At 68.8% G+C, this 19,883-nt stretch carries 21 protein-coding genes; 7 read left to right on the top strand and 14 right to left on the bottom strand.

All coding sequences use genetic code 11. The annotated features are described in order from the left end of the window. Positions 1-21: 21 nt before the first annotated feature. Positions 22-1,842, bottom strand: coding sequence for a penicillin-binding transpeptidase domain-containing protein (locus AT701_RS13035; protein ID WP_003893939.1), 1,821 nt, complete (start codon positions 1,840-1,842; stop codon positions 22-24). A 136-nt stretch (positions 1,843-1,978) separates the two neighbouring features. Continuing rightward, positions 1,979-2,587, bottom strand: a complete 609-nt coding sequence (locus AT701_RS13030; RefSeq protein WP_011728450.1) for a TetR/AcrR family transcriptional regulator — start codon at positions 2,585-2,587, stop codon at positions 1,979-1,981. Positions 2,588-2,677: 90 nt separating this feature from the next. Here AT701_RS13030 and AT701_RS13025 point away from each other — a divergent pair, with 90 nt between their 5' ends. Next, positions 2,678-3,217: a peroxiredoxin-like family protein gene (locus AT701_RS13025; protein WP_003893937.1), complete on the top strand. Its 540-nt coding sequence runs from the start codon at positions 2,678-2,680 to the stop codon at positions 3,215-3,217. 11 nt (positions 3,218-3,228) lie between these two features. Here AT701_RS13025 and AT701_RS13020 read toward each other — a convergent pair whose 3' ends face one another. From AT701_RS13020 to AT701_RS13000, 5 genes are all read right to left on the bottom strand, one after another. Next, complete coding sequence (locus tag AT701_RS13020; protein WP_058125968.1) at positions 3,229-4,083, bottom strand: GNAT family N-acetyltransferase; 855 nt, start codon at positions 4,081-4,083, stop codon at positions 3,229-3,231. A 56-nt stretch (positions 4,084-4,139) separates the two neighbouring features. After that, entirely contained in the window at positions 4,140-5,285 is a 1,146-nt protein-coding gene (gene ispG, locus AT701_RS13015) for a flavodoxin-dependent (E)-4-hydroxy-3-methylbut-2-enyl-diphosphate synthase (RefSeq protein ID WP_036453060.1), read from the bottom strand. 37 nt (positions 5,286-5,322) lie between these two features. Next, a complete protein-coding gene (locus AT701_RS13010; RefSeq protein WP_058125967.1) occupies positions 5,323-6,543 on the bottom strand; it encodes a M50 family metallopeptidase in 1,221 nt (406 codons plus the stop codon). Next, positions 6,540-7,736 carry a 1-deoxy-D-xylulose-5-phosphate reductoisomerase gene (dxr, locus tag AT701_RS13005; protein ID WP_058125966.1) on the bottom strand — a complete coding sequence of 399 codons (1,197 nt, stop codon included), beginning with the start codon at positions 7,734-7,736 and terminating at the stop codon, positions 6,540-6,542. Before dxr ends, AT701_RS13010 begins: the two co-directional genes overlap by 4 nt. A gap of 64 nt (positions 7,737-7,800) precedes the next feature. Beyond that, positions 7,801-7,992: a hypothetical protein gene (locus AT701_RS13000; protein ID WP_029104216.1), complete on the bottom strand. Its 192-nt coding sequence runs from the start codon at positions 7,990-7,992 to the stop codon at positions 7,801-7,803. Here AT701_RS13000 and AT701_RS12995 point away from each other — a divergent pair, their 5' ends adjacent. After that, positions 7,993-9,351 carry a cryptochrome/photolyase family protein gene (locus AT701_RS12995; protein ID WP_058125965.1) on the top strand — a complete coding sequence of 453 codons (1,359 nt, stop codon included), beginning with the start codon at positions 7,993-7,995 and terminating at the stop codon, positions 9,349-9,351. Positions 9,352-9,433: 82 nt separating this feature from the next. Continuing rightward, the gene (locus AT701_RS12990; protein ID WP_003893930.1) at positions 9,434-9,688 is read left to right on the top strand and encodes a DUF2631 domain-containing protein; all 255 of its coding nucleotides are present in this window, start codon (positions 9,434-9,436) and stop codon (positions 9,686-9,688) included. Between the two features lie 37 nt (positions 9,689-9,725). On the opposite strand, the gene AT701_RS12985 is transcribed toward AT701_RS12990, so the two are convergent. Further along, positions 9,726-10,388, bottom strand: a complete 663-nt coding sequence (locus AT701_RS12985) for a hypothetical protein (RefSeq protein ID WP_223495529.1) — start codon at positions 10,386-10,388, stop codon at positions 9,726-9,728. A gap of 141 nt (positions 10,389-10,529) precedes the next feature. Between AT701_RS12985 and AT701_RS12980 the strand changes: the two genes are divergently transcribed. Together AT701_RS12980 and AT701_RS12975 are read left to right on the top strand one after the other, a co-directional pair. Next, positions 10,530-11,237: a DUF427 domain-containing protein gene (locus tag AT701_RS12980; protein WP_003893928.1), complete on the top strand. Its 708-nt coding sequence runs from the start codon at positions 10,530-10,532 to the stop codon at positions 11,235-11,237. Positions 11,238-11,257: 20 nt separating this feature from the next. Continuing rightward, complete coding sequence (locus AT701_RS12975) at positions 11,258-11,731, top strand: hypothetical protein (RefSeq protein ID WP_003893927.1); 474 nt, start codon at positions 11,258-11,260, stop codon at positions 11,729-11,731. Positions 11,732-11,738: 7 nt separating this feature from the next. On the opposite strand, the gene AT701_RS12970 is transcribed toward AT701_RS12975, so the two are convergent. Beyond that, positions 11,739-12,026 carry a cupin domain-containing protein gene (locus AT701_RS12970; protein WP_029104215.1) on the bottom strand — a complete coding sequence of 96 codons (288 nt, stop codon included), beginning with the start codon at positions 12,024-12,026 and terminating at the stop codon, positions 11,739-11,741. A 377-nt stretch (positions 12,027-12,403) separates the two neighbouring features. Between AT701_RS12970 and AT701_RS12965 the strand changes: the two genes are divergently transcribed. Continuing rightward, complete coding sequence (locus tag AT701_RS12965) at positions 12,404-13,861, top strand: nucleobase:cation symporter-2 family protein (RefSeq protein ID WP_058125964.1); 1,458 nt, start codon at positions 12,404-12,406, stop codon at positions 13,859-13,861. 7 nt (positions 13,862-13,868) lie between these two features. Next, the gene (locus AT701_RS12960) at positions 13,869-14,843 is read left to right on the top strand and encodes an isopenicillin N synthase family dioxygenase (protein WP_058125963.1); all 975 of its coding nucleotides are present in this window, start codon (positions 13,869-13,871) and stop codon (positions 14,841-14,843) included. A gap of 109 nt (positions 14,844-14,952) precedes the next feature. Here the strand turns inward: AT701_RS12960 and AT701_RS12955 are convergent, their stop codons facing one another. From AT701_RS12955 to AT701_RS12935, 5 genes are read right to left on the bottom strand one after another with little or no spacing between them, the layout of a single operon-like run. Further along, the gene (locus tag AT701_RS12955; protein WP_058125962.1) at positions 14,953-15,885 is read right to left on the bottom strand and encodes an alpha/beta hydrolase; all 933 of its coding nucleotides are present in this window, start codon (positions 15,883-15,885) and stop codon (positions 14,953-14,955) included. Position 15,886: 1 nt separating this feature from the next. Then, positions 15,887-17,401 carry a flavin-containing monooxygenase gene (locus AT701_RS12950; RefSeq protein ID WP_011728442.1) on the bottom strand — a complete coding sequence of 505 codons (1,515 nt, stop codon included), beginning with the start codon at positions 17,399-17,401 and terminating at the stop codon, positions 15,887-15,889. Continuing rightward, positions 17,383-18,111 carry an SDR family NAD(P)-dependent oxidoreductase gene (locus tag AT701_RS12945; protein WP_011728441.1) on the bottom strand — a complete coding sequence of 243 codons (729 nt, stop codon included), beginning with the start codon at positions 18,109-18,111 and terminating at the stop codon, positions 17,383-17,385. Before AT701_RS12945 ends, AT701_RS12950 begins: the two co-directional genes overlap by 19 nt. A gap of 23 nt (positions 18,112-18,134) precedes the next feature. Then, complete coding sequence (locus tag AT701_RS12940) at positions 18,135-18,917, bottom strand: HpcH/HpaI aldolase family protein (protein WP_011728440.1); 783 nt, start codon at positions 18,915-18,917, stop codon at positions 18,135-18,137. Beyond that, on the bottom strand, positions 18,914-19,882 hold the full coding sequence (locus AT701_RS12935) for a zinc-binding dehydrogenase (RefSeq protein WP_058125961.1): 969 nt from the start codon (positions 19,880-19,882) through the stop codon (positions 18,914-18,916). Before AT701_RS12935 ends, AT701_RS12940 begins: the two co-directional genes overlap by 4 nt. Position 19,883: the final 1 nt, after the last annotated feature.

Genomic DNA, 19,883 nt, shown 5'->3' with positions numbered 1-19,883 from the left:
ATCGGCCGAGATCACACGCGATCAGACGAGGTAGTCCGCGGGCATGCTGTCGAACATGGCCTTGCACATGCGGACCGCATACTCCGAGCTGCCGCCGCCGACGATCAGCGCGGCGAATGCCAGATCGCCGCGGTAGCCCGCGAACCAGGAATGCGATCCGCCGGCGAACTCGGCCTCACCGGTCTTGCCGCGCACATCGCCGACACCCTTGAGGTCCTTGGCCGTCCCGTTGGTGACCACGAGCTGCATCATCGGGCGCAGCCCGTCGATCACCTTCTGGCTGATCTGGCCCGCGTCGCCGTCGACGACGGTTTCGCGGCCCTCGATGAGGTGCGGCACCGGGGTACGTCCTGCCGCGACGGTCGCGGCGACCATGGCCATGCCGAACGGGCTCGCGAGCACCTTGCCCTGCCCGAAACCGTCCTCGGTGCGCTCGGCGAGGTTGACGGTCGGCGGCACCGATCCGGAGACCGTCGGCAGTCCCTCGACCTGGTAGTCGAGCCCGAGGCCGTACTGCGCCGCGGCCTGCGTGAGCCCGCGCGGCGGCATCCGGCTGGCGAGTTCGGCGAAAGTCGTGTTGCACGAACTGGCGAATGCGCGCGACATCGGCACGACGCCGAGATCGAAACCGCCGTAGTTGGGGACGGTGCGGTGCCCGATGTCGAGCTTGCCCGGGCAGCCCAGCAGCGTGTTGGGCGTGGCCATGTCGCGTTCGATGGCAGCGCCCGCGGTGACGATCTTGAACGTCGAACCGGGCGGGTACAGACCCATCGTCGCAAGCGGTCCACCGGTGTCGGCCGCAGCATTCTGCGCGACCGCCAGGATCTCGCCCGTGGACGGCTTGATGGCCACGATCATCGCCTGCTTGCCGGTGGTGTTGACCGCGTTCTGCGCCGCGTTCTGCACCGCGCGGTCGAGACTGATGGTCACCGACGGCGCGGGCTGTCCCGGCACCTCGTTGAGCACGTCGACGTCGACGCCGTTCTGGTTGACCGTGACCACCCGCCACCCCGGTTGACCGTCGAGGTCGTCGATCACCGCCTTCTTGACCTCGTTGACGATCGCCGGCGCGAAAGTCTCGTCGGTGGGCAGCAATTCGGCCTGCGGCGTGACGACGACACCGGCGAGGCCGGCGATCGCGGGCGCCACGCGGTCGTGGTCGGCCTGCTTGAGCGTGATGAGGCTCAGGGGCTGCGCCGAGGAACTCGCCTGTTCGGCCAACCGCTGCGGGTCCAGACCCGGATCGAACGGGCGCAGCGCATCGGCCACCGCGCGTGCCGCCGTCATGAGTCCCGCGCCCGCGGCCTTCGCGTCGAGCGCGTAGTGGTAGATCTGCCCCGGCACCAGAACGTCGGTGCCGCCGCGCTCGTTCACCGACGCCCGCCGCGGCGCGTCGGCGCGCAGTGCGAAGGTCTGGTGCTCACCGAGTCGCGGATGCAATCCGGTTGCGCTCCAACGCACCTCCCAGCGGCCCTCGTCGCGCACCATGTTGAGCTGGCCGTCATAGGTCCACGTGCGGTTCTTGGGCAGATGCCATGTGTAGCGGTAGGCCACGCTGCCGGTGTCCTCGGAGTACTTCGATCCGAGGATCTGCGCGTCGAGGCGCAACGCCTGCAGGCCGTTCCACGCCTCGTTGAGCGCGGTCTTGGCCTCGTCGGGGCGATCGGACAGTTCGGCGGCCGCGGCGATGTCGCCGGTCGCGAGCGCCGCGAAGAACATCTCGGCGGCCGGTTCGGGTCCGTTGGGGCGCGGCGTGCAACCGCTCAGCGCCGAGGCCGCCAGCACACCGATGACGGCGAGCAGACCGGCGGTCCGTGTGACTGGTGATGTTCGAGTTGCCATTGAGACTGATGGTAAGAACGTTGCGGGTGGTTTTTCCGGAGGCGCACCGATACCGAATCGAGACGCCGGAGATCTTGTCCGGTGACCTGCCGGGATTCGATCGAACCGCCGGCCGGAATTGCGCTCAGAGCGGCGGTCAGATCTGGAGGCCCCGCAGCAGGATCTCCAGGCCGTGCCGGAACTCGTCACCCGCACCGATCCCCCGCGCGGCGGCAGCGGTCTCCGACAACCTGGGAAACTCGTCGGCGGGGAGTTCGGCGAGGGCCCGGGTGCCCGGGCCGCTCAGCGCGCTGTGGTGCTGGATCTCCAGGGCGCCGAAGGTACAGGCGAGCAGGGCACGGAACGCGTACACGCGCCGCTTGCCTGCGTAGCCAGCCTCGGCGAGCACCCCGAGCACTGCCTCGCCCCACCGCAGCGACGCCGGCAGGCGATGGCGGTGGGCCAGCAGCAACGGCACGACGGCGGGGTGCCGGGCCGTGGCGTCGCGGACCCGCTCGGCGAGCACCAGGATCCGGTGGCGCGCCGAGCCGGCAGGCGGCCGCAGGTCGACGGATTCGAGCACCAGCTCGACCACCATCGCCTCGAGTTCGTCACGGTCGGCGACATAGCGGTACAGCGACATGGTGCCCATCCCGAGCCTGCGCGCCACCGTGCGCATCGACAGCGATCCGAGGCCGTCGGTGTCGACGACCTCGAGCGCGGCGGCCGCGATCTGCGGGCGGGTCAGTGAGCGTTGGCGTGGCATGACGTTGACAGCGTACGCCGTACGCCATAGCGTTCGCGTTAGCGTACGGTGCACGCCAACGTGCACGCCGGCGTTTCACAAGGAGTTGCCATGGCCCCGCCCACCACCATCAACGCAAGTGAATTCCACAGCGTCACAGGCAAACTGGTACGAGTTCCGGATCCGGACCGACTGGTGCACCTACAGTTCCGCCGGTTCGCCGGCTGCCCCATCTGCAATCTGCACCTGAGGTCGTTCGTGGCGCGCCACGACGAGCTGGAACGCGCGTCGATCCGTGAGGTCGTGTTCTTCCATTCCCCTGCCGACGAACTGGCCCGTCACACAGCCGATCTGCCGTTCGCGACGGTGGGCGATCCGGACAAGGTCGTCTACCGCAGATTCGGCGTCGAGCAGGGCGCCCGTGCCCTGCTCGATCCCCGCAGCTGGCCCTCGATCGTTCGCGGCGTCGCGTTGACCACGGCAGGCCGGTTCCGTACCCCGTCGCTGCGTCAGCCAGGCGGGCGACTCGGCCTGCCCGCGGACTTCCTCATCGCGCCTGACGGCACGGTGGCCGCCGCCAAGTACGGCCGCCATGCGGATGACCAGTGGTCGGTCGACGAGGTCCTGCACCACGCCGCGCAGCTGGGGTGAGTACGCGGGCGTCAGTCCAGCAGCACGGTGGCGAAGGTGCCGACCTGTTCGAAACCGATGCGCGCGTAGGTGGCCCGCGCCACGGTGTTGTAGTCGTTGACGTAGAGGCTCGCGGTGCGTCCGCCCGCCACCACAGCGGCCGCGAGCGCCGCCGTGCCCGCCGTGCCGAGGCCGTGTCCGCGCCGTTCGGGGTGCACCCACACGCCCTGGATCTGACCGACCGCGGGTGACTGCGACCCGACCTCGGCCTTGAACACCACCTCGCCGCGTTCGAACCGCGCCCATGCGCGCCCCGTGGCGATCAGGCTCGCGATGCGCCGCCGGTAGCCGCGTCCGCCGTCACCGATGCGCGGGTCCACACCGACCTCGCCGATGAACATGTCGACGGCCGCCACCAGGTAGGCGTCGATCTCCTCCATCCGCACGGGACGTACGGCAGGGTCGATAGCGCACTGCGGCATGGAGTTCAGCGCCATCAACGGCTGCTGGGCCCGCACGTCGCGCGCGGGTCCCCACAACGACTGGAGGCGCTCCCACATCGGCAGCACCAACTCGGCCCGCCCGACCAGGGACGAGCACCGTCGCGCCATGCTCATGGCCTTGTCGGAGAAGGCTTTCAGATCGTCGAGGCTGCCGCGCAGCGGAATCATGTTGGGCCCGGCGTAACACAGCGATTCGCTGGGCTTGCGGCGCGTCCACAGCTCGCCGCCGATGGCCCCGGGTTCGGCGCCGAACTCGGCAACCCTGGCGGCCACCATGCATCCGGCGACCGGATCCTCGTCCAGGACACGCATCACCGCCGCGGTGTCGCGCACCACGGACACCCGTCGCTCATCGACCAGGCGGAATAGGGGTGGCGCCGACATCGAGACTCTCTCTGCTCAACCCGAGGGTGTGGTGACCCGGCTCACAGGGTCAGCAATCAGCTTACGGTCACCACGGGCGAACCGCTCGCATCATCTGAACCTCGCGCCGTGCCGATTTCCTCGGCGAGCCGCATGGCCTCTTCGATGAGCGTTTCCACGATCTGGGCCTCGGGCACGGTCTTGATGACCTCGCCCTTGACGAAGATCTGGCCCTTGCCGTTGCCGGAGGCCACACCGAGGTCGGCCTCGCGCGCCTCGCCGGGTCCGTTGACCACGCAGCCCATCACCGCGACCCGCAGCGGCACGTCGAGACCGTCGAGGCCCGCGGTGACGGCGTTGGCCAGTGTGTAGACGTCCACCTGGGCGCGTCCGCACGACGGGCACGACACGATCTCCAGCCCGCGCGGCCGCAGGTTCAGCGACTCCAGGATCTGGTTGCCGACCTTGACCTCTTCGGCCGGCGGCGCCGACAGCGAGACGCGGATGGTGTCGCCGATGCCCTTGCTCAGCAACGCCCCGAACGCGACCGCCGACTTGATGGTGCCCTGGAACGCCGGGCCCGCCTCGGTGACGCCGAGGTGCAGCGGATAGTCGCACTGCGCGGCGAGCTGCTCGTAGGCCGCGACCATGATCACCGGGTCGTTGTGCTTGACGCTGATCTTGATGTCGCCGAAGCCGTGTTCCTCGAACAACGACGCCTCCCACAGTGCCGACTCGACGAGCGCCTCGGGTGTGGCCTTGCCGTACTTCTCCAGGAACCGCTTGTCGAGCGAACCCGCGTTGACGCCGATGCGGATCGGGATGCCCGCATCCCCGGCGGCCTTGGCGACCTCTTTGACCCGGCCGTCGAACTCCTTGATGTTGCCGGGGTTGACGCGCACCGCCGCACAGCCCGCGTCGATCGCGGCGAAGATGTACTTGGGCTGGAAGTGGATGTCGGCGATCACCGGGATCTGGCTGTGCCGCGCGATCTCGGCCAGCGCGTCGGCGTCCTCCTGACGCGGGCACGCCACACGCACGATGTCACAGCCCGACGCGGTCAGCTCGGCGATCTGCTGCAGTGTGGAGTTGACGTCGTGGGTCTTGGTGGTGCACATGGACTGCACCGCGATCGGGTGCTCGCTGCCGATGCCGACGCCGCCCACATTGAGCTGACGGGTCTTGCGCCGCGGCGCAAGCGTGGGCGCCGGAGGTGCCGGCATACCCAGACCGATGGATGTCACAGTGTCTCCTCGAAAACTATTGGAAGATGCTCAGTGGGTTGACCAGATCCGCGGTCACCGTCAGCAGCATGTAGCCGGCCACCACCGCGAGCACCACGTACGTGGCGGGCATGAGCTTGAGGTAGTTGACCGGCCCCGCGGCGACCATGCCGCGCGCGGAACGGATCATGTTGCGGATCTTCTCGTAGGTGGCCACCGCGATGTGGCCGCCGTCGAACGGCAGCAGCGGCACCAGGTTGATGGCGCCGAGCACGAAGTTCAGCTGCGCCAGGAAGAACCAGAACGCAACCCACAGCCCGGCGTCGACGGTCTCACCGCCGATGATGCTGGCCCCCACGACGCTGATGGGGGTCTCCTTGTCCCGCTCGCCGCCACCGATGGCCTCCACGAGCGCACCGATCTTGGTGGGGATCTTCGCCAGCGACTTGCCGAGCTCGACCGCGAGATCGCCGGTGAACGCGAACGTCGCGGGTACCGCGGTGATCGGGTTGTACTGCGCGGGCGGTTGGACCGGCACCGCGCTGACACCGATCGCACCGACCGTACTGGGGGCGGACGCGTCGGCGCTGGTGAAGCGCTGCGTCGGGGTGATGTCGACGACGGTGTCCATGACACGCCCGTCACGCTTGAACTCGATGCGGGTGGGGCCGTCGAGCTTGCGGACGGCCGCGGCCATGCCTGCGAAGTCCTTGACCTCGGTGTCACCGACCTTGACGATCTCGTCGCCGGCCTGGATGCCCGCCAGCGCCGCGGGACCGGGGCCCGTGCACTCCCCCATCTCTTCGAGGGTGATCTGCGGTGCGACGCAACCGGTTTCGCCGACGATGGCGGTGGTGGGCTGATGCAGGTTGGGCAGGCCCCATACGATCGCGATGCCGTAGATGAGCACCAGGCCGATGACGAAGTTCATCGCGGGGCCCGCGAAGAGCACCGCGACGCGCTTCCACACCTTCTGCTTGTACATCGCGTACGGCCGGTCTTCGGGTGCGATCTCGTCGACCGAGGTCATGCCCGCGATGTCGCAGAACCCGCCGAGTGGGATCGCCTTGATGCCGTACTCGGTCGAACCGAGACGGTTGGCCCGGCGCGTGGACCACAGGGTGGGACCGAACCCGACGAAGTAGCGGCGGACCTTCATCCCGGTGGCACGGGCCACCCACATGTGGCCACATTCGTGCAGTGCCACTGAGACCAGGATGGCCAGTGCGAACAGCACGATGCCGATTCCGAACATCATTTGGTGACGAGCCCTCTTCTGACGGATTTCTGCTCGACGACACCGCGGGCCTGCTCGCGGGCCCAGCGTTGTGCGTCGAGTACGTCATCCACGGTAGCCGGTTCGGCGGCCCACCGGTCGGCGGCGTGCAACACGTCACCCACTGTTTCGACGATGTCGGGGAAGCCGATGCGGCCGTCGAGGAAGGCCTCGGCGGCCTCCTCGTTGGCCGAGTTGTAGACCGCGGTGAGGCACCCGCCCTGCTTACCGGCAAACCGCGCCAGTTCGACCGCGGGGAAGACCGCGTTGTCCAGCGGCAGGAACTCCCAGGTCGAGGCCGTGGAGAAGTCGCAGGCCGCCGCGGCGCCGGGGATCCGGTCGGGCCAGCCCAGCGCCAGCGCGATCGGCAGTTTCATGTCCGGCGGGCTGGCCTGCGCAAGCGTGGACCCGTCGGTGAACGTCGCCATCGAATGCACGATCGACTGCGGGTGCACCACGACGTCGATGTCGTCGTAGTCGACGCCGAACAGCAGGTGGGTCTCGATGAGCTCGAGGCCCTTGTTGACCAGCGTCGCCGAGTTGAGCGTGTTCATGGGGCCCATCGACCAGGTCGGGTGTTTGCCCGCCTGCTCGGGCGTCACGGACTTGAGGTCCTCGGCCGACCAGCCGAGGAACGGGCCGCCGGAGGCCGTGAGAACGATCTTGTCCAGTTCGGCCCTGGTCCCGCCGCGCAGGCACTGCGCCATGGCCGAGTGTTCGGAATCCACCGGCACGATCTGTCCGGGCGCGGCGGCCTTGAGCACCAGCGGCCCGCCCGCCACCAGGGACTCCTTGTTCGCCAGCGCCAGCCGCGCGCCGGTGGCCAGCGCCGCGAGTGTCGGCTGCAGTCCCAGCGCCCCCACCAGCGCGTTCAGGACGACATCGGCCTCGGTGTCCTCCACGAGACGCGTCACCGCGTCCGGCCCCGAATAGCGCACGTCGCCGACCGCCTCGGCTGCCGCCGGATCGGCCACCGCGACGGCGGCCACACCGGTCTGGGCACGCTGCGCGGCCAGTAGCTCCGGATTACCGCCGCCCGCGGCCAGACCCACGACCTCGAACCGGTCCGGGTTGGCGGCGATCACCTCCAGCGCCTGGGTACCGATGGATCCGGTGCTGCCGAGGATCAGCACCCGTTGACGCCCGGGTTCGCCGGATGCGGCTGAGGTGGTCACTGATTCATTGTGCCGCGCCGGCGTCGGCGGACCTAAGCCGCGCCGGTTGCCGTGTCGGTCCGTGTCAGCGCACCCGCGCCATGACCGTCTCGGCGAACCGCTCGATGGGCGCCCGGAAGCGGTCGTCGACGGAGGAGCCCGGTGCGGCGCCGGCGGTGAGCCACGGGGCGACCATCACCGCGGTGATGCCGAGATCCTCGGCGCGTCTGTAGAGATCCGGCGACGGCGGGTCGAGCAGGGCGGGCAGCATGGGCACATGCCCACACTGCTGTGGTTCCGGCGTGACCTCCGGTGCGCCGACCACCCGGCGGTGCTCGACGCCGCGCAGGGCGACGCCGACGTGCTGGCCTGTTATGTGCTCGATCCGCGCCTGACCGGTTCGTCGGGCGACCGCCGCCTGGCCTACCTGTACGAGGCGCTGCGCGACCTGCGCGAGCAGCTCGGCGGCAAGCTGCTGGTCACCCGTGGCCGTCCCGAGCAGCGAATTCCGGAACTGGCCGCGGCGATCGGAGCCGCCTCGGTACACGTGTCGGGCGACTTCTCGCCGTTCGGCCTGCGCCGTGACGAGGCCGTGCGCGCGGCGCTGGCCGACCTGCCCGGTGACGTTGGTCTGTACGCGACCGGTTCGCCGTACCTCGTGACGCCCGGGCGCATCACCAAGGACGACGGCAACCCGTACCGCGTGTTCACGCCGTTCTTCCGCGCGTGGCGCGACCACGGATGGCGCGCACCCGCCGACTCGGGGCCCGGGTCCGCCCGCTGGATCGACCCGTCGGAGGTGCCCGGCGGTGCCGAGATCCCCGAGCCGCCCACCGATCTTGAGCTGCCCGCAGGCGAGACCGCCGCGCGTGCGCAGTGGCGCGCATTCGTCCGGGAATCGTTGAGGGATTACAGCTCCAACCGCAACCGTCCCGATCTCGACGCGACGAGCCGCATGTCGGCCCACCTCAAGTTCGGCACGATCCATCCGCGGACCATGGCGGCGGACCTCGAACGCGACGGCGCCGGCGATGGGGCCGCCGCCTATCTGCGTGAGCTCGCGTTCCGCGACTTCTACGCCGCGGTGCTGCACCACTGGCCCGACAGCGCCTGGTGGAACTGGAACCGCACCTTCGACGCGATCGAGACCGACGAGGGACCGGACGCCCAGCGGCTGTTCGACGCGTGGAAGGCCGGTATGACCGGTTTCCCGATCGTCGACGCCGGTATGCGCCAGCTCGCTGCGACCGGGTTCGTGCACAACCGGGTTCGCATGATCGTCGCGTCGTTCCTGGTCAAGGATCTGCATCTGCCGTGGCATTGGGGCGCGCGGTGGTTCCTCGACCAACTCGTCGACGGCGACATCGCCAACAACCAGCACGGCTGGCAGTGGACGGCCGGTTGCGGCACCGACGCCGCGCCCTACTTCCGGGTGTTCAACCCCACCAAGCAAGGCGAGAAGTTCGATCCCGACGGCGTCTACATCCGGCGGTGGGTGCCCGAACTCGCCGACCCGGCCACGGTTCCCGACGTGCACCGCATCGACGGCTCCCGTCCCGCGGACTATCCCGAGCCGATCGTCGACCACGCCCAGGAGCGCGCCGAGGCGCTGCGTCGTTACGGCCGGCTGTCCTGACACCTTCGCGTACGACGCACTGTCGTATGCCAGAATGTCGTCAACGCAGGACCGAAGCCAGCTTGATCCCGAGGAGCAACCCGTGGCCAACACCGAGGTCGAACGACACACAGGCGTCGATGTCGAGGACGTGCCGTCCGCGGAGTGGGGCTGGTCCCACATGCCCATCGGTGTCATGCACATCGGTGGCCTGCTGTCGGCGGCTTTCCTGCTGGTGATGATGCGCGGCAATCACGTCGGCCATGTCGAGGATTGGTTCCTCATCGGTTTCGCGGCGGTGATCGTGGCGCTCGTCGGTCGCAACTGGTGGCTGCGCCGCCGCGGCTGGATCCGGTAACCGAACACGCTGAGCGGGCCGGTGTTCCGCCCCGTGCTCAACAGTTGACCAAAGCGGCGCCCAGCGCGCGCACCGTCTCTGCGCCGCAGTAGACGGTCTCCGCCGCCACGCTCCCGGTGTCGTGCGCAGTGTCGTGCGCACCCACGGCGGCCAGGGCATGCGCCTTGAAGGCACGGGCCGCCGCGCTCGGGCGGTATTCGATCCTGCGAAGTTGTCCGCCCAGCACGCCGGGACAGCCACGGCCCCACAGCGCGATCTCACCCGCGCGCATCGCATCGTCGAGCGCGCGGCGCCGGAGCGCGGGATCGTTCTCGAAACGCTCGGCGGCGATCGCGGTCAGCGCGGCGCGTTCGGCACCCCGCCGCGGGCCGCCCGTCGCGGTGGGCCACAACTCGGTCAGCTCAACGGTTTTCAGGCCCAGCACCCGCAGGGCGCGGTGATCGTCCGGTCCCGTCGGCGCCACGGCGAACGCCACCCCGACGTTCCAACCGGCCATCCGCATGTCGAAGAGCCAGCCGCCGACCCGGGACACCACGTCGAGAACGTCCGACGCCACGACGTCGAGTTCGTACTGCAGGACCCGCAGGTTCTCCGAAGGCGGCATGTGGTTCCGATCCGGTTCGGTGGGCCGGGGTTTCGGCAGGACCGCCCGGCCGTCCCCGCCGAGGAGCGCTCGTGCGTTCAAACCACTGGTCGTCATGTCGCCACCTCCGCTGTGACACCCGTCGCAGAACCGCGTGACATTTGTTGAAGAATCTGTAAAGCTCCTTGTCGTGACGCGATCACAACCTCCCGTCGGTGCACAGCCCCGCGGTGCGGTCGTCAAACCGGAGGTGGCGCAATGAGTCTCGTCGCAGGCCACGGGCCCCTGAGCAACCGGCCGGCCGGTTGGTTCTCGCCACCGCTGCCCGCACCGGCCGTCTACATCGAGCCACATCCCCGGCGCGTCCAGGCCTTCGTCGGCGGCGACGCGCTGATCGACACCGAGTGCGCCCTCATGGTGCACCGGGCCGGGAGCCCGCTGAGCTACGCCTTTCCGGTCGACGAGGTCGGCGGCCTGCCCGCCGTGGCGGTACCGGAAGCGCCCGGATACGTCACGGTGCCGTGGGACGCTGTCGAGGTGTGGATGGAAGAGGGCCGCCGTCTGGTGCACTATCCCCCCAACCCGTATCACCGCATCGACTGCAGGCCCACCAAGCGCAGGCTGCGGGTCGCGGTGGGCGACACCGTGCTCGTCGACACCGACGACACAATCATCGTGTTCGAGACGGCCCTGGAACCCCGCCTGTACGTGAGCCCGGCACTGGTCCGCACCGATCTGCTGCACCGTACCGACACCACCACCTACTGCAACTACAAGGGCGTCGCCACCTACTGGGCGGCCGTCGTCGCGGACACCGTCATCAGCGACGTCGCGTGGAGCTACCCGGACACCCCGCCCGAGGCCGAACCGCTGCGTGGGCATCTGAGCTTCGACCCGGCGCGGGTGGACGTCGTCGCCGAACTCCCCGCAGGCGCGAGCACCGCGGCCTGCGGCTGCTCCGTGTGATCACAAGAAAGGCAACACAGTTGGGCATCGTGACCACCAGCTCGGAGACGGCATTCCCCCAATCGGCGGAAACTGTCTACGATTTCGTGACCAACCCGGCGAACTGGACCAAGACCTACCCTGGCAGCGCGCACATCGAGGGCCTGCCGGACCGGTTGCCGTTGCAGGTCGGGGACACCTGGAGCGAGGCAGGCCCGGACGGCCAGCAAATCTACACGTGGCATCTCGCGATCGCGATGCGTCCGCGGTTGTGGGTGTTCAACTCCGTCGGCCGGCTCGGGCACGATCGGGACGGCAACGGCGGCATGGACGGCCGGATCACCGTGCAGTACCAGTTCACGCGTCCAGGCCCGGACGTCACGTTGTTCAGCCGCACCATGACCATCGAGGCCTACAAGGAATCCCCGTTGCCCGATGCGCTGTTCCGCATCGTGAACCCGGCCAACATCGACAGGTACCACGCCGCGGTCGCGCGCGAACTCGCAGGCGTCTGACGGACCGTCAGAGCCGCTCGACCTCGACGAACACGACGGTGTCGGTGGTCCCGCGGTTCTCCACGCGGTGTTCGACGCCTGCGATCCTCGAATAGCTCTCACCGATCCGCAGTTCCGCGACGGTGTCGGTGCCGTCGGGGGCGACGACGTGCATGGTGGCGTTGACCAGCGGCACGACGACGTAGTCGTGTTCGTGCCGGTGCATGGGGATGGCGCCGCCGGGTTCGATGGTCCAGCGGGTCACGCGGAACCGCCCGTCGTCGAGTTGCAGGTCGCCGTGTGATCCTGTGTCCAGCTTGTCCAAAATGCCCTCCGCGACTCGGGGCCCGTGAGGGCCGCGCCGGTGTCAGCCTATCTGCCCGGCGGCGTCGCACCTCCGGTGCCGCGGGCATGCCGAGAGGATGAGTTCACACTGTTTTTCGCCGAGTTCACAGCGAGATAACACGCGTTGGATGTACTCGTGTCTGCAAGTAAGGATTGCACGTAACGGTGTTGCCCACATCGTTGCGTGGCGGGGCGCCACGCGCGTCCCTCGCTCTCGAAAAGTGCGTGCGATCTCGCGGGAATCCTCCGCATCGGCACGCTGGGCACCAAAGCACATCGCGCCGAACGGGATCAGGGTTCCCGTGCCATCAGTGCCGGTTCGCCGGCACAGACGAGCACAGGACGGTCATGACCATTCCTTCTGCCATACGGGGTCCTTCTGCCATACGGGGTCCTTCTGCCATACGGGGCCGGCGGCGGCCCGGCACCGCGGAACACACCGTCACACCGGACGGCCCGGCACCGTCGAACGACGGCGGCGGCCCGGCCCCCAACCCGGTCGACGAGGTGCCGTCCGCCTGGAAGCTGCTGGTGTACGGACTGCAGCACCTACTCGTCATGTATGCCAGCACCATCACGGTGCCCGTGGTCGTGGCATCGGCTCTCGACCTCTCGCAGCAGGACCTGGTGTACCTGGTGACCGCGGACCTCTTGCTGTGCGGCTTCGGCACCCTGCTGCAGTCTCTGGGGATCTGGCGGGTCGGGGTGCGACTGCCGATGGTGATCGGCGCGTCGTACACCGGCATCGCGCCCATGCTGATCATCGGTCAGGGCAGCGGCCTGCAGACCATGTACGGAGCCGTACTCGTCGTCGGCCTGGCGACCATCGCGGTCGCGCCACTGGTCGGGAAGATGATGCGGTTCTTCCCGCCCGTGGTGATCGGCACGACGATCCTGCTGATCGGTATCCAGCTCATCCCGGCCGGCGCCAAGATGATCGTCGGCACCGACCCGGACGCGTCCGGCTTCGGATCACCGGCCGCCATCGGCCTGGCTGCTGTGACGGCACTTGCGGTCCTGCTGGGCTATCGGCTGTTGCCGCGGCTGTTGCGATCACTCGCGGTCCTGATCGGCATGATCGCCGGGACGATCATCGCGGCGGCCACCGGATTCCTCGATCTCTCCGGAATCGGTGACACCCAGGCGATCTCGTTCCCGGATCTGCTGCACTTCGGCGCACCGCGGTTCGACGTGCTCGCGATCTGCTCGCTGGCGATCATCCAGATCGTGCTGGTCGTCGAACTCGCCGGACAGGTCAACGCCGTGGGAGAGGTGGTGGACCAAAAGATCTCCGACCGACGGCTCGCTGCGGCAGTGCGCGCCGACGGTGTGGTCACCGCGCTTGGCGGCGGCGTGTTCCAGTCGTTCATGTACGTGACGTTCGCGCAGAACGTCGGAATCCTCACCATCACCAGGATGTTCAGCCGGTACGTCACGGCCACCACGGGCGTGCTGCTGATGTCGCTGGCATTCTTCCCGGTGGTCGGTGAGATCGTCGCTGCGATACCGCGTCCGGTGCTCGGAGCGGCCGCGGTGGTCATGTTCGGAACCATCGCCGTCGTCGGGATACGGATCCTGGGCCAGGTCGACTTCGCCGACACCGCGAACGTGATCATCGTCGCCGCGGCGCTGGGCGTCGCGTTGCTGCCCACGACGGTGAGCGGTTTCTACTCCCAGTTCCCCGACGCAGCCCGGCAACTGCTCAGCAGCGGTGTCGCCACGGGCATCTGCGTGGCGGTGCTCCTCAACATCCTGTTCCACGCCCGGCGCCCGCTCAAGGTGCCGGTCTCCGACCGACTTTCGTGAGGACCTCATGAACGAGATGACCGAACTGCTCCGCGAATCCCGTATGGGCGCTCTCGGCACCGAATCGCATGCGCGCGAGGTGCGCCAGATCAGCCTGGCCGACTTCGGTTCGCGGTTCGACGAGATCGCCGACGAACTCTGGGCCGCAGCGACCGACATCGGTTTCTTCCAGGTGGTCGAGCACGGCATCGACCTCGCGGAGGTGGACCGGGTGTTCGACGTGGCCCAGCGGTTCTTCGCTCTGCCCACCGCGGTGAAGGAGAAGTATCCGCTGAAGAAAGGTCAGAACGTCGGCTGGGAGTACAAGAGTCAGGTCCGTCCGTCTGTCGGGACCGCGGACGAGAAGGAGTCCTACCAGTTCACCCGGCCGCGCATGGACGGCCTGTGGCCGGCGCCAGACGAACTCGACGGATTCCGCGACACCATCGAGGACTTCGAACGGCGGTGCTGGCGGCTGGCGATGGACATCCTCAGCTGTTTCGCGGTCCGGCTGGGTTTCGACCGCGAGTTCTTCACGCGGGCACACGATCCCGACGCCCCGACCTATCAGAGCACGCTGCGCCTGCTGCACTACTACGCGTTCCCGGCCGAACTCGTGGGACGCGATGACGTGTGGCGCGCGGGTGCGCACACGGACTTCGATGCACTGACGCTGCTGTTCCAGCGCTCGTGTCAGCCGGGACTGCAGGTCCTGCCCGGCGCCGAGGCCGATCAGCAGGTGTGGACTCCGGTTCATCCGTCGGACGACGCGATCACGTGCAACATCGGTGACATGCTGATGCGCTGGTCCGACGATCTGCTGCCGTCCAACTTCCACCGCGTCCGGGCGCCGCGGCCCGGGGAGAGTCTCGATCCGCGTTACAGCGTCGCCTATTTCGCACAGGCCAACACCGACGTGCTCATCGAGAGCCCCAAGGGCACCTACCCGCCGATCACCGCGGCCGAATATCTCCGCCGGAGGATCGCCGCCAACTTCGGATGATCGCTGCGCGGGTCAACCGGGCACCTGGTTCTCGAAGTCGTCCGACAGCGTCTGGCCGTCGCCAGCACCCCGCGGGTTCAGCAGGTCACCGGCGCAGTCGAGCAGCCGTTCAGCGCAGGGCCCGGCGCAGTGCCGCCCCCTGCAGGGTGAACAGTTCCTGACTGACCTCCCACTCGGGCAGCAGTGAGTCGAATCCGTGGCAGGTACCCGCGAACACGTGCAGCTCGGTGGACACGCCGCCGTCGATCAGCCTGCGCGCATGGTCGAGTGCTTCGTCGCGCAGCGGGTCCAGTTCCGAGCAGCTGATGAAAGCCGCAGGCATGTCCGAGATCTCGGTGGCGCGGGCCGGTACGGCGCCGTCGGGCGCCGCGCGGCCGGCCAGCCAGTGACGCCACATCGCGACCGTCGCGGGGCCGTCGAAACCGGGTGTGTCGACGAATTCGCGCTCGGAGCGGGTCGGGCGGTCGTCGAGCACCGGCTGGTGCAGCAACTGGAACACGATTGGAGGCGCGGCGCCCGTCGCGGACCGCTGTGCCAGCAACGCGGCCAGCGCACCACCGGCACTGCTGCCCGCGACCGCGATCCGATCCGGGTCGACGTCGAGTTCACCGGCCTGCGCGGCCACCCAGGCCAGCACCATCGCGGCGTCGTCGAGCGCTGCGGGGTACGGATGTTCGGGGGCGAGGCGGTAGTCCATGGCCACGACCGTGCACTGCCCACGCCGCGCCAGTTCGACGCATTGCCGCTGGTCGACGTCGAGGTTGCCCAGCACGAACGCGCCCGAGTGGCAGTACACGACCACGGGTGCAGGCGACGGGCCGCCACGGTAGATGCGCACCGGCACACTGCGCCGGCCCAGCGCGGCCCGGCCGCCTGCGATGGCCACGCCGAACGTGTCGAGCGTCTGCGCCGATTCACGGCGACGCCGGTCGATCGAGGCCCGCACCACCGCAAGGGTTTCGGGCGACAGATCGGTGCGGGCACCGGCGAATTCGCGCAGCGCGGGATCCAGGCGCTCGGTCCATCCGGACCTGTGAGCCATGTCAGCCGACCGTTTCGTGGGCCGCCACCTCGACCACCTGCGCCTGGCCGTCGACGGGTGCGCTGAACAGGTAGTCCGCGGCGCGGAACCGCCGCGTCATGGCCCACAGCGCGCGGGCGCTACGGGGCCACTGCGTGACCACCCGGCCGTTGGGTGCACGGAAGTAGCTGCTGCACCGGGTGAGCCACACCGTGCCCTGCATCCACCGGTCGATGTCGGCGATGAACTGCGCCATCACCTCGGGTTTCACCGCCACATACGACTTCCGTCTGCGCCGTAGGTGTTTCAGTGCACGCACGACGTAGCGGGCCTGCGCCTCCAGGACGAAGATCACGCTGTTGGATCCGACGTTGGTGTTCGGCCCGTAGAGCATGAAGAAGTTCGGGAACCCGGGCACGGTCATCCCCAGGTAGGCGTAGGCCCCGTCGCGCCACACATCGTGCAACCGGATCCCGCCCTCCCCCGTCACCTCGATCTGGCCCAGATAGTCGGCCGCGGCGTATCCGGTTGCGCACGCGACGATGTCGACGTCGAGTTCGCGGCCGTCCTCGGTGACCAGCGACCTCGACCGCAGTGCCCGCGCGGGACTCGACACCACCTCGACGTTCGGGCGGGTCAGGGTCGGGATGAAGTCCGACGAGAACACCAGCCGCTTGCAACCCAGCGGATGATCGGGTGTGAGCCGTTCGCGCAACTCGTCGTCGGTCACGGTGGACCGCAGCATGTTCAGTGCTATCGACCTGAACTCCTGCGTCTTGTCACTGCCGTGTTCGATGACCGAGATGTTCGACTCGCTGCGCAGCCACAGCCGGGTGCGGTAGATCTTCTTGGCCAGCGGCACGTGTGCGAAGACCCACCGCTCACGGTCGGTGTAGGGGCGGTCGGGTTTGGGGAGGATCCACGTGGGCGAGCGCTGCACCGAGTAGACCGTGTCGGCGACTTTCGCCAGTTCCGGGACCAGTTGCGCGGCCGTGGACCCCGTACCCAGTACCGCGATCTTCTTGCCCGCCAGCGGTATCGAGTGGTCCCAGCGCGCGGTGTGCAGCACGGTTCCGGTGAACGGTTCCTCCTCGACGAGGTCGGGCAGCAGCGGTTGGGTGAACAGTCCCACCGCGGACACCACGAAGTCGAACCGCTGCTCGTCCCCACCCGAGGTGGTGAGCACCCAGCCGTCGGTGTCCCAGCGCGCCGAGGTGATCTCGGTGCCCAGCACCAGGTGGGATTCGAGCTGGTGCCGCTGGGCACACCGCTCGAAGTACGCGAGGATCTCGGGCTGCGAGGACCACAACCTCGTCCAGTCGGCGTTGAGGTCGAACGAGTAGGAGTACAGGTGCGATTTCACGTCGCACGCCAGCCCAGGGTAGGTGTTGATGCGCCACGTCCCGCCGACGCCGTCTTCCCTGTCGAAGATCGTGAAATCGCGGAAACCGGCCTTTTTCAGAAAGATTCCGAGGGCCAGACCACCCGGTCCGGCGCCGATGATCCCGATGGACATGCTCATCCGATCTGCAGACATTGCCCGCCGTCGACGACGAGCTCGGATCCGGTGATGAACGACGCGTGCTCGGAGAGCAGGAATGCCACGGCGTCGGCGATCTCGGCCGGTCTGGCGAGGCGCCCCGCCGCGGCCCTGGCCGCGAGCCTTTCCTGGGTGCTCTCGTCGAGCATGGGGGTGGCGACCGGTCCGGGAAAGACCGCGTTGACGCGGATTCCGTCGGGGGCCAGCTCGGCCGCGGCCACCTGGGTGAGCCCCCGCAGCGCCCATTTCGACGAGCCGTAGGCGGCATGGTTCGGGAACGGGCGGATCGCGCCCGTGCTGCACGTGTTGACCACCGCGGCCCCGTCGACGCGGCGCAGATGCGGCAGGGCGGTGCGGATGCCGAGGAACGGGCCCAGGCAGTTCACCCGCCAACTGCCCTCGAAACCGTCCGGCGTCTCGTCGTCGAGCGAGGCGCGGTGCAGGACGCCCGCGTTGTTCACCAGGGCGCCCAGCGAGCCGAACTCCTCGACCGTGGCGTGCACGGCCCACTGCCACTGTTCGGCGGAGGTGACGTCGAGCTCGAGCGCGATCACGGCGCCGCCCAGGTCCGCGGTCGACATACGGAGGTCGTCGATCATGAGATCCGTTGCGGCAACCCGGAACCCGTCGGCGACCAGTTTCGCCACGATGGCCGCACCCTGGCCACGCGCGGCGCCGGTCACGAGCGCTACGCGGTCGACGGTCACTGGACTCACTGCACTCCCTGGACTCAGAGGTATCCCCTTTGTTCATGGCCACCACCCGCGCCGGTGGCCTCGTCGAGGTGTTCGACCGCACCGCGGCGCAGCGCCTGGGATTCCGAAGCCAGCGTGATCATCCGGAATCCCATGTCTGCCGCGGCCTTACCGGCGCGTCCGGTCCCGGCGTGTATCCCGCCGGCCAGCCCGGCCGCGTCGGCGGCCTGCCGCACGGTCACGAACGCCGCGAGGACGTCGGGATGTGTCCAGGCGTCGGTGGGTTGGTTTCCCATCGAGATCGCCAGGTCGGCAGGTCCGACATAGAGACCCGTCAGGCCGGCCACCGCGGCGATATCCTGCACTGCCGCAACGCCTGTGGCGGTCTCGATCATCGCGATCACGCTCGCGCGTTCTTGCAGCGCGACGGTGTCGTGACCGAGGCTTGCGCGCAACGGCCCGAAGCTGCGCACGCCCTCGGGGGCGTACCGGGTGGCGGCCAGGGCGGCCGCGGCCTGTTCGGGCGTCTCCACCATGGCGATGATCACCGCGTCGGCGCCGGCGTCGAGCACCCGTCCGATGGGCGCCGGGTCGGGCGAGGGCAGGCGCACCGCAGTGGCGATCGGCACGTGTTCGAGGCGGCGCAGCAGCAGTGCCACGTCGGCGTCGTCGAGATACCCGTGCTGGACGTCGAATCCGACGTAGTCGTATCCGGCGGCGGCGAACTCCTCGGGACCCAGGATGGTCGGGCCGACCACCCAGCCGCCCCAGACGGTCTGCCGGTCGGCCAGGGCCTGCTGCAGCCTGCTCGCGGTCATCGCGCCACCACGATCTTGACGCGGTCGGGCACCGGACGGCACGCCAGTTCGAAAGCGGCCTGTACGTCGTCGACGCCGAATGTGTGCGTGACGTAGCCGGGCAACAGGTGGGGATGCTCGCGGGCGAACGTGTCGGCGCGGCGCAGCACGCGTTGCCGGTCGGTTGTCACACCGGATTTCAGCGTGAGGTTGTTGCGCAGCATGGTGCGCATGCTGATCGGGTAGCTGTCGTCGTCGGGGACGCCGAAGTAGAAGACCGTGCCGCCGAATGCCGCCGCGGTGAGCGCGTGGTTGAGCGTGGCGACCTGGTGGCCGACGGCCTCGATCACCACGTCGGCCCGGTCGTCCGGGTCCAGGTGCGTGACCCAGCGGTCGCTCGTGGCGCGCACCGGGGTGTCGATGCCGCAGCGCGCGGCGATGGCGGAACGGTCGAGGGGGTCGACACCGGTGACGCGTGCGGCGCCGAGAGCCTTTGCCACATAGGAGAACAGCAGACCGATCGAACCCTGTCCGATCACCGCGACGTGCCGGCCGTCGAGGTCGGGCAACTGTTCGACGGCACAGAGCACACAGGCCAGGGGTTGCAATCCGACCGCCAGGCGCGGCGGCAACGCCGGGTCGTACGAGACGAGGCCGTCGCCGTCGGCGATCACCTGCTCCATCAGGCCGTCGAATCCCGAGGCCCAGCCCACGACGTGGTCGCCCACGCGGTGGTCCGGATGTCTGCTCGCGAGTACCTCACCGGCGATCTCGTGGATCGGGAAGCCCGGCATCTGCGCGGCACTCGCGCCGGTGTCCCCCGGCAGCTTGCCCTGCGTGCCGCGGAACCCGGGAATGTCGCTGCCGCAGATGCCTGCGGCCGAGAAGCTCAGCAGCACCTGACCGTCGGTCAGCGCATCCGGTGACGGCGCCCGCAGGTCGGAGCGTTCGAACACATACGGCGCGACCAGACGGTAGGACCACACG

The organism is Mycolicibacterium smegmatis (assembly GCF_001457595.1).
GTDB lineage: Bacteria > Actinomycetota > Actinomycetes > Mycobacteriales > Mycobacteriaceae > Mycobacterium > Mycobacterium smegmatis.
The sequence above is the reverse complement of the archived record's forward strand: the minus strand, read 5'-3'. Positions and strand labels throughout refer to the sequence as shown.

Coding starts and splice junctions, on each gene's coding strand:
- AT701_RS13035 (WP_003893939.1), bottom strand. CDS start 1,842: ATGGCAACTCGAACATCACCAGTCACACGGACCGCCGGTCTGCTCGCC.
- AT701_RS13030 (WP_011728450.1), bottom strand. CDS start 2,587: ATGCCACGCCAACGCTCACTGACCCGCCCGCAGATCGCGGCCGCCGCG.
- AT701_RS13025 (WP_003893937.1), top strand. CDS start 2,678: ATGGCCCCGCCCACCACCATCAACGCAAGTGAATTCCACAGCGTCACA.
- AT701_RS13020 (WP_058125968.1), bottom strand. CDS start 4,083: ATGTCGGCGCCACCCCTATTCCGCCTGGTCGATGAGCGACGGGTGTCC.
- ispG (WP_036453060.1), bottom strand. CDS start 5,285: ATGCCGGCACCTCCGGCGCCCACGCTTGCGCCGCGGCGCAAGACCCGT.
- AT701_RS13010 (WP_058125967.1), bottom strand. CDS start 6,543: ATGATGTTCGGAATCGGCATCGTGCTGTTCGCACTGGCCATCCTGGTC.
- AT701_RS12995 (WP_058125965.1), top strand. CDS start 7,993: ATGCCCACACTGCTGTGGTTCCGGCGTGACCTCCGGTGCGCCGACCAC.
- AT701_RS12985 (WP_223495529.1), bottom strand. CDS start 10,388: ATGACGACCAGTGGTTTGAACGCACGAGCGCTCCTCGGCGGGGACGGC.
- AT701_RS12980 (WP_003893928.1), top strand. CDS start 10,530: ATGAGTCTCGTCGCAGGCCACGGGCCCCTGAGCAACCGGCCGGCCGGT.
- AT701_RS12965 (WP_058125964.1), top strand. CDS start 12,404: ATGACCATTCCTTCTGCCATACGGGGTCCTTCTGCCATACGGGGTCCT.
- AT701_RS12960 (WP_058125963.1), top strand. CDS start 13,869: ATGAACGAGATGACCGAACTGCTCCGCGAATCCCGTATGGGCGCTCTC.
- AT701_RS12955 (WP_058125962.1), bottom strand. CDS start 15,885: ATGGCTCACAGGTCCGGATGGACCGAGCGCCTGGATCCCGCGCTGCGC.
- AT701_RS12950 (WP_011728442.1), bottom strand. CDS start 17,401: ATGTCTGCAGATCGGATGAGCATGTCCATCGGGATCATCGGCGCCGGA.
- AT701_RS12940 (WP_011728440.1), bottom strand. CDS start 18,917: ATGACCGCGAGCAGGCTGCAGCAGGCCCTGGCCGACCGGCAGACCGTC.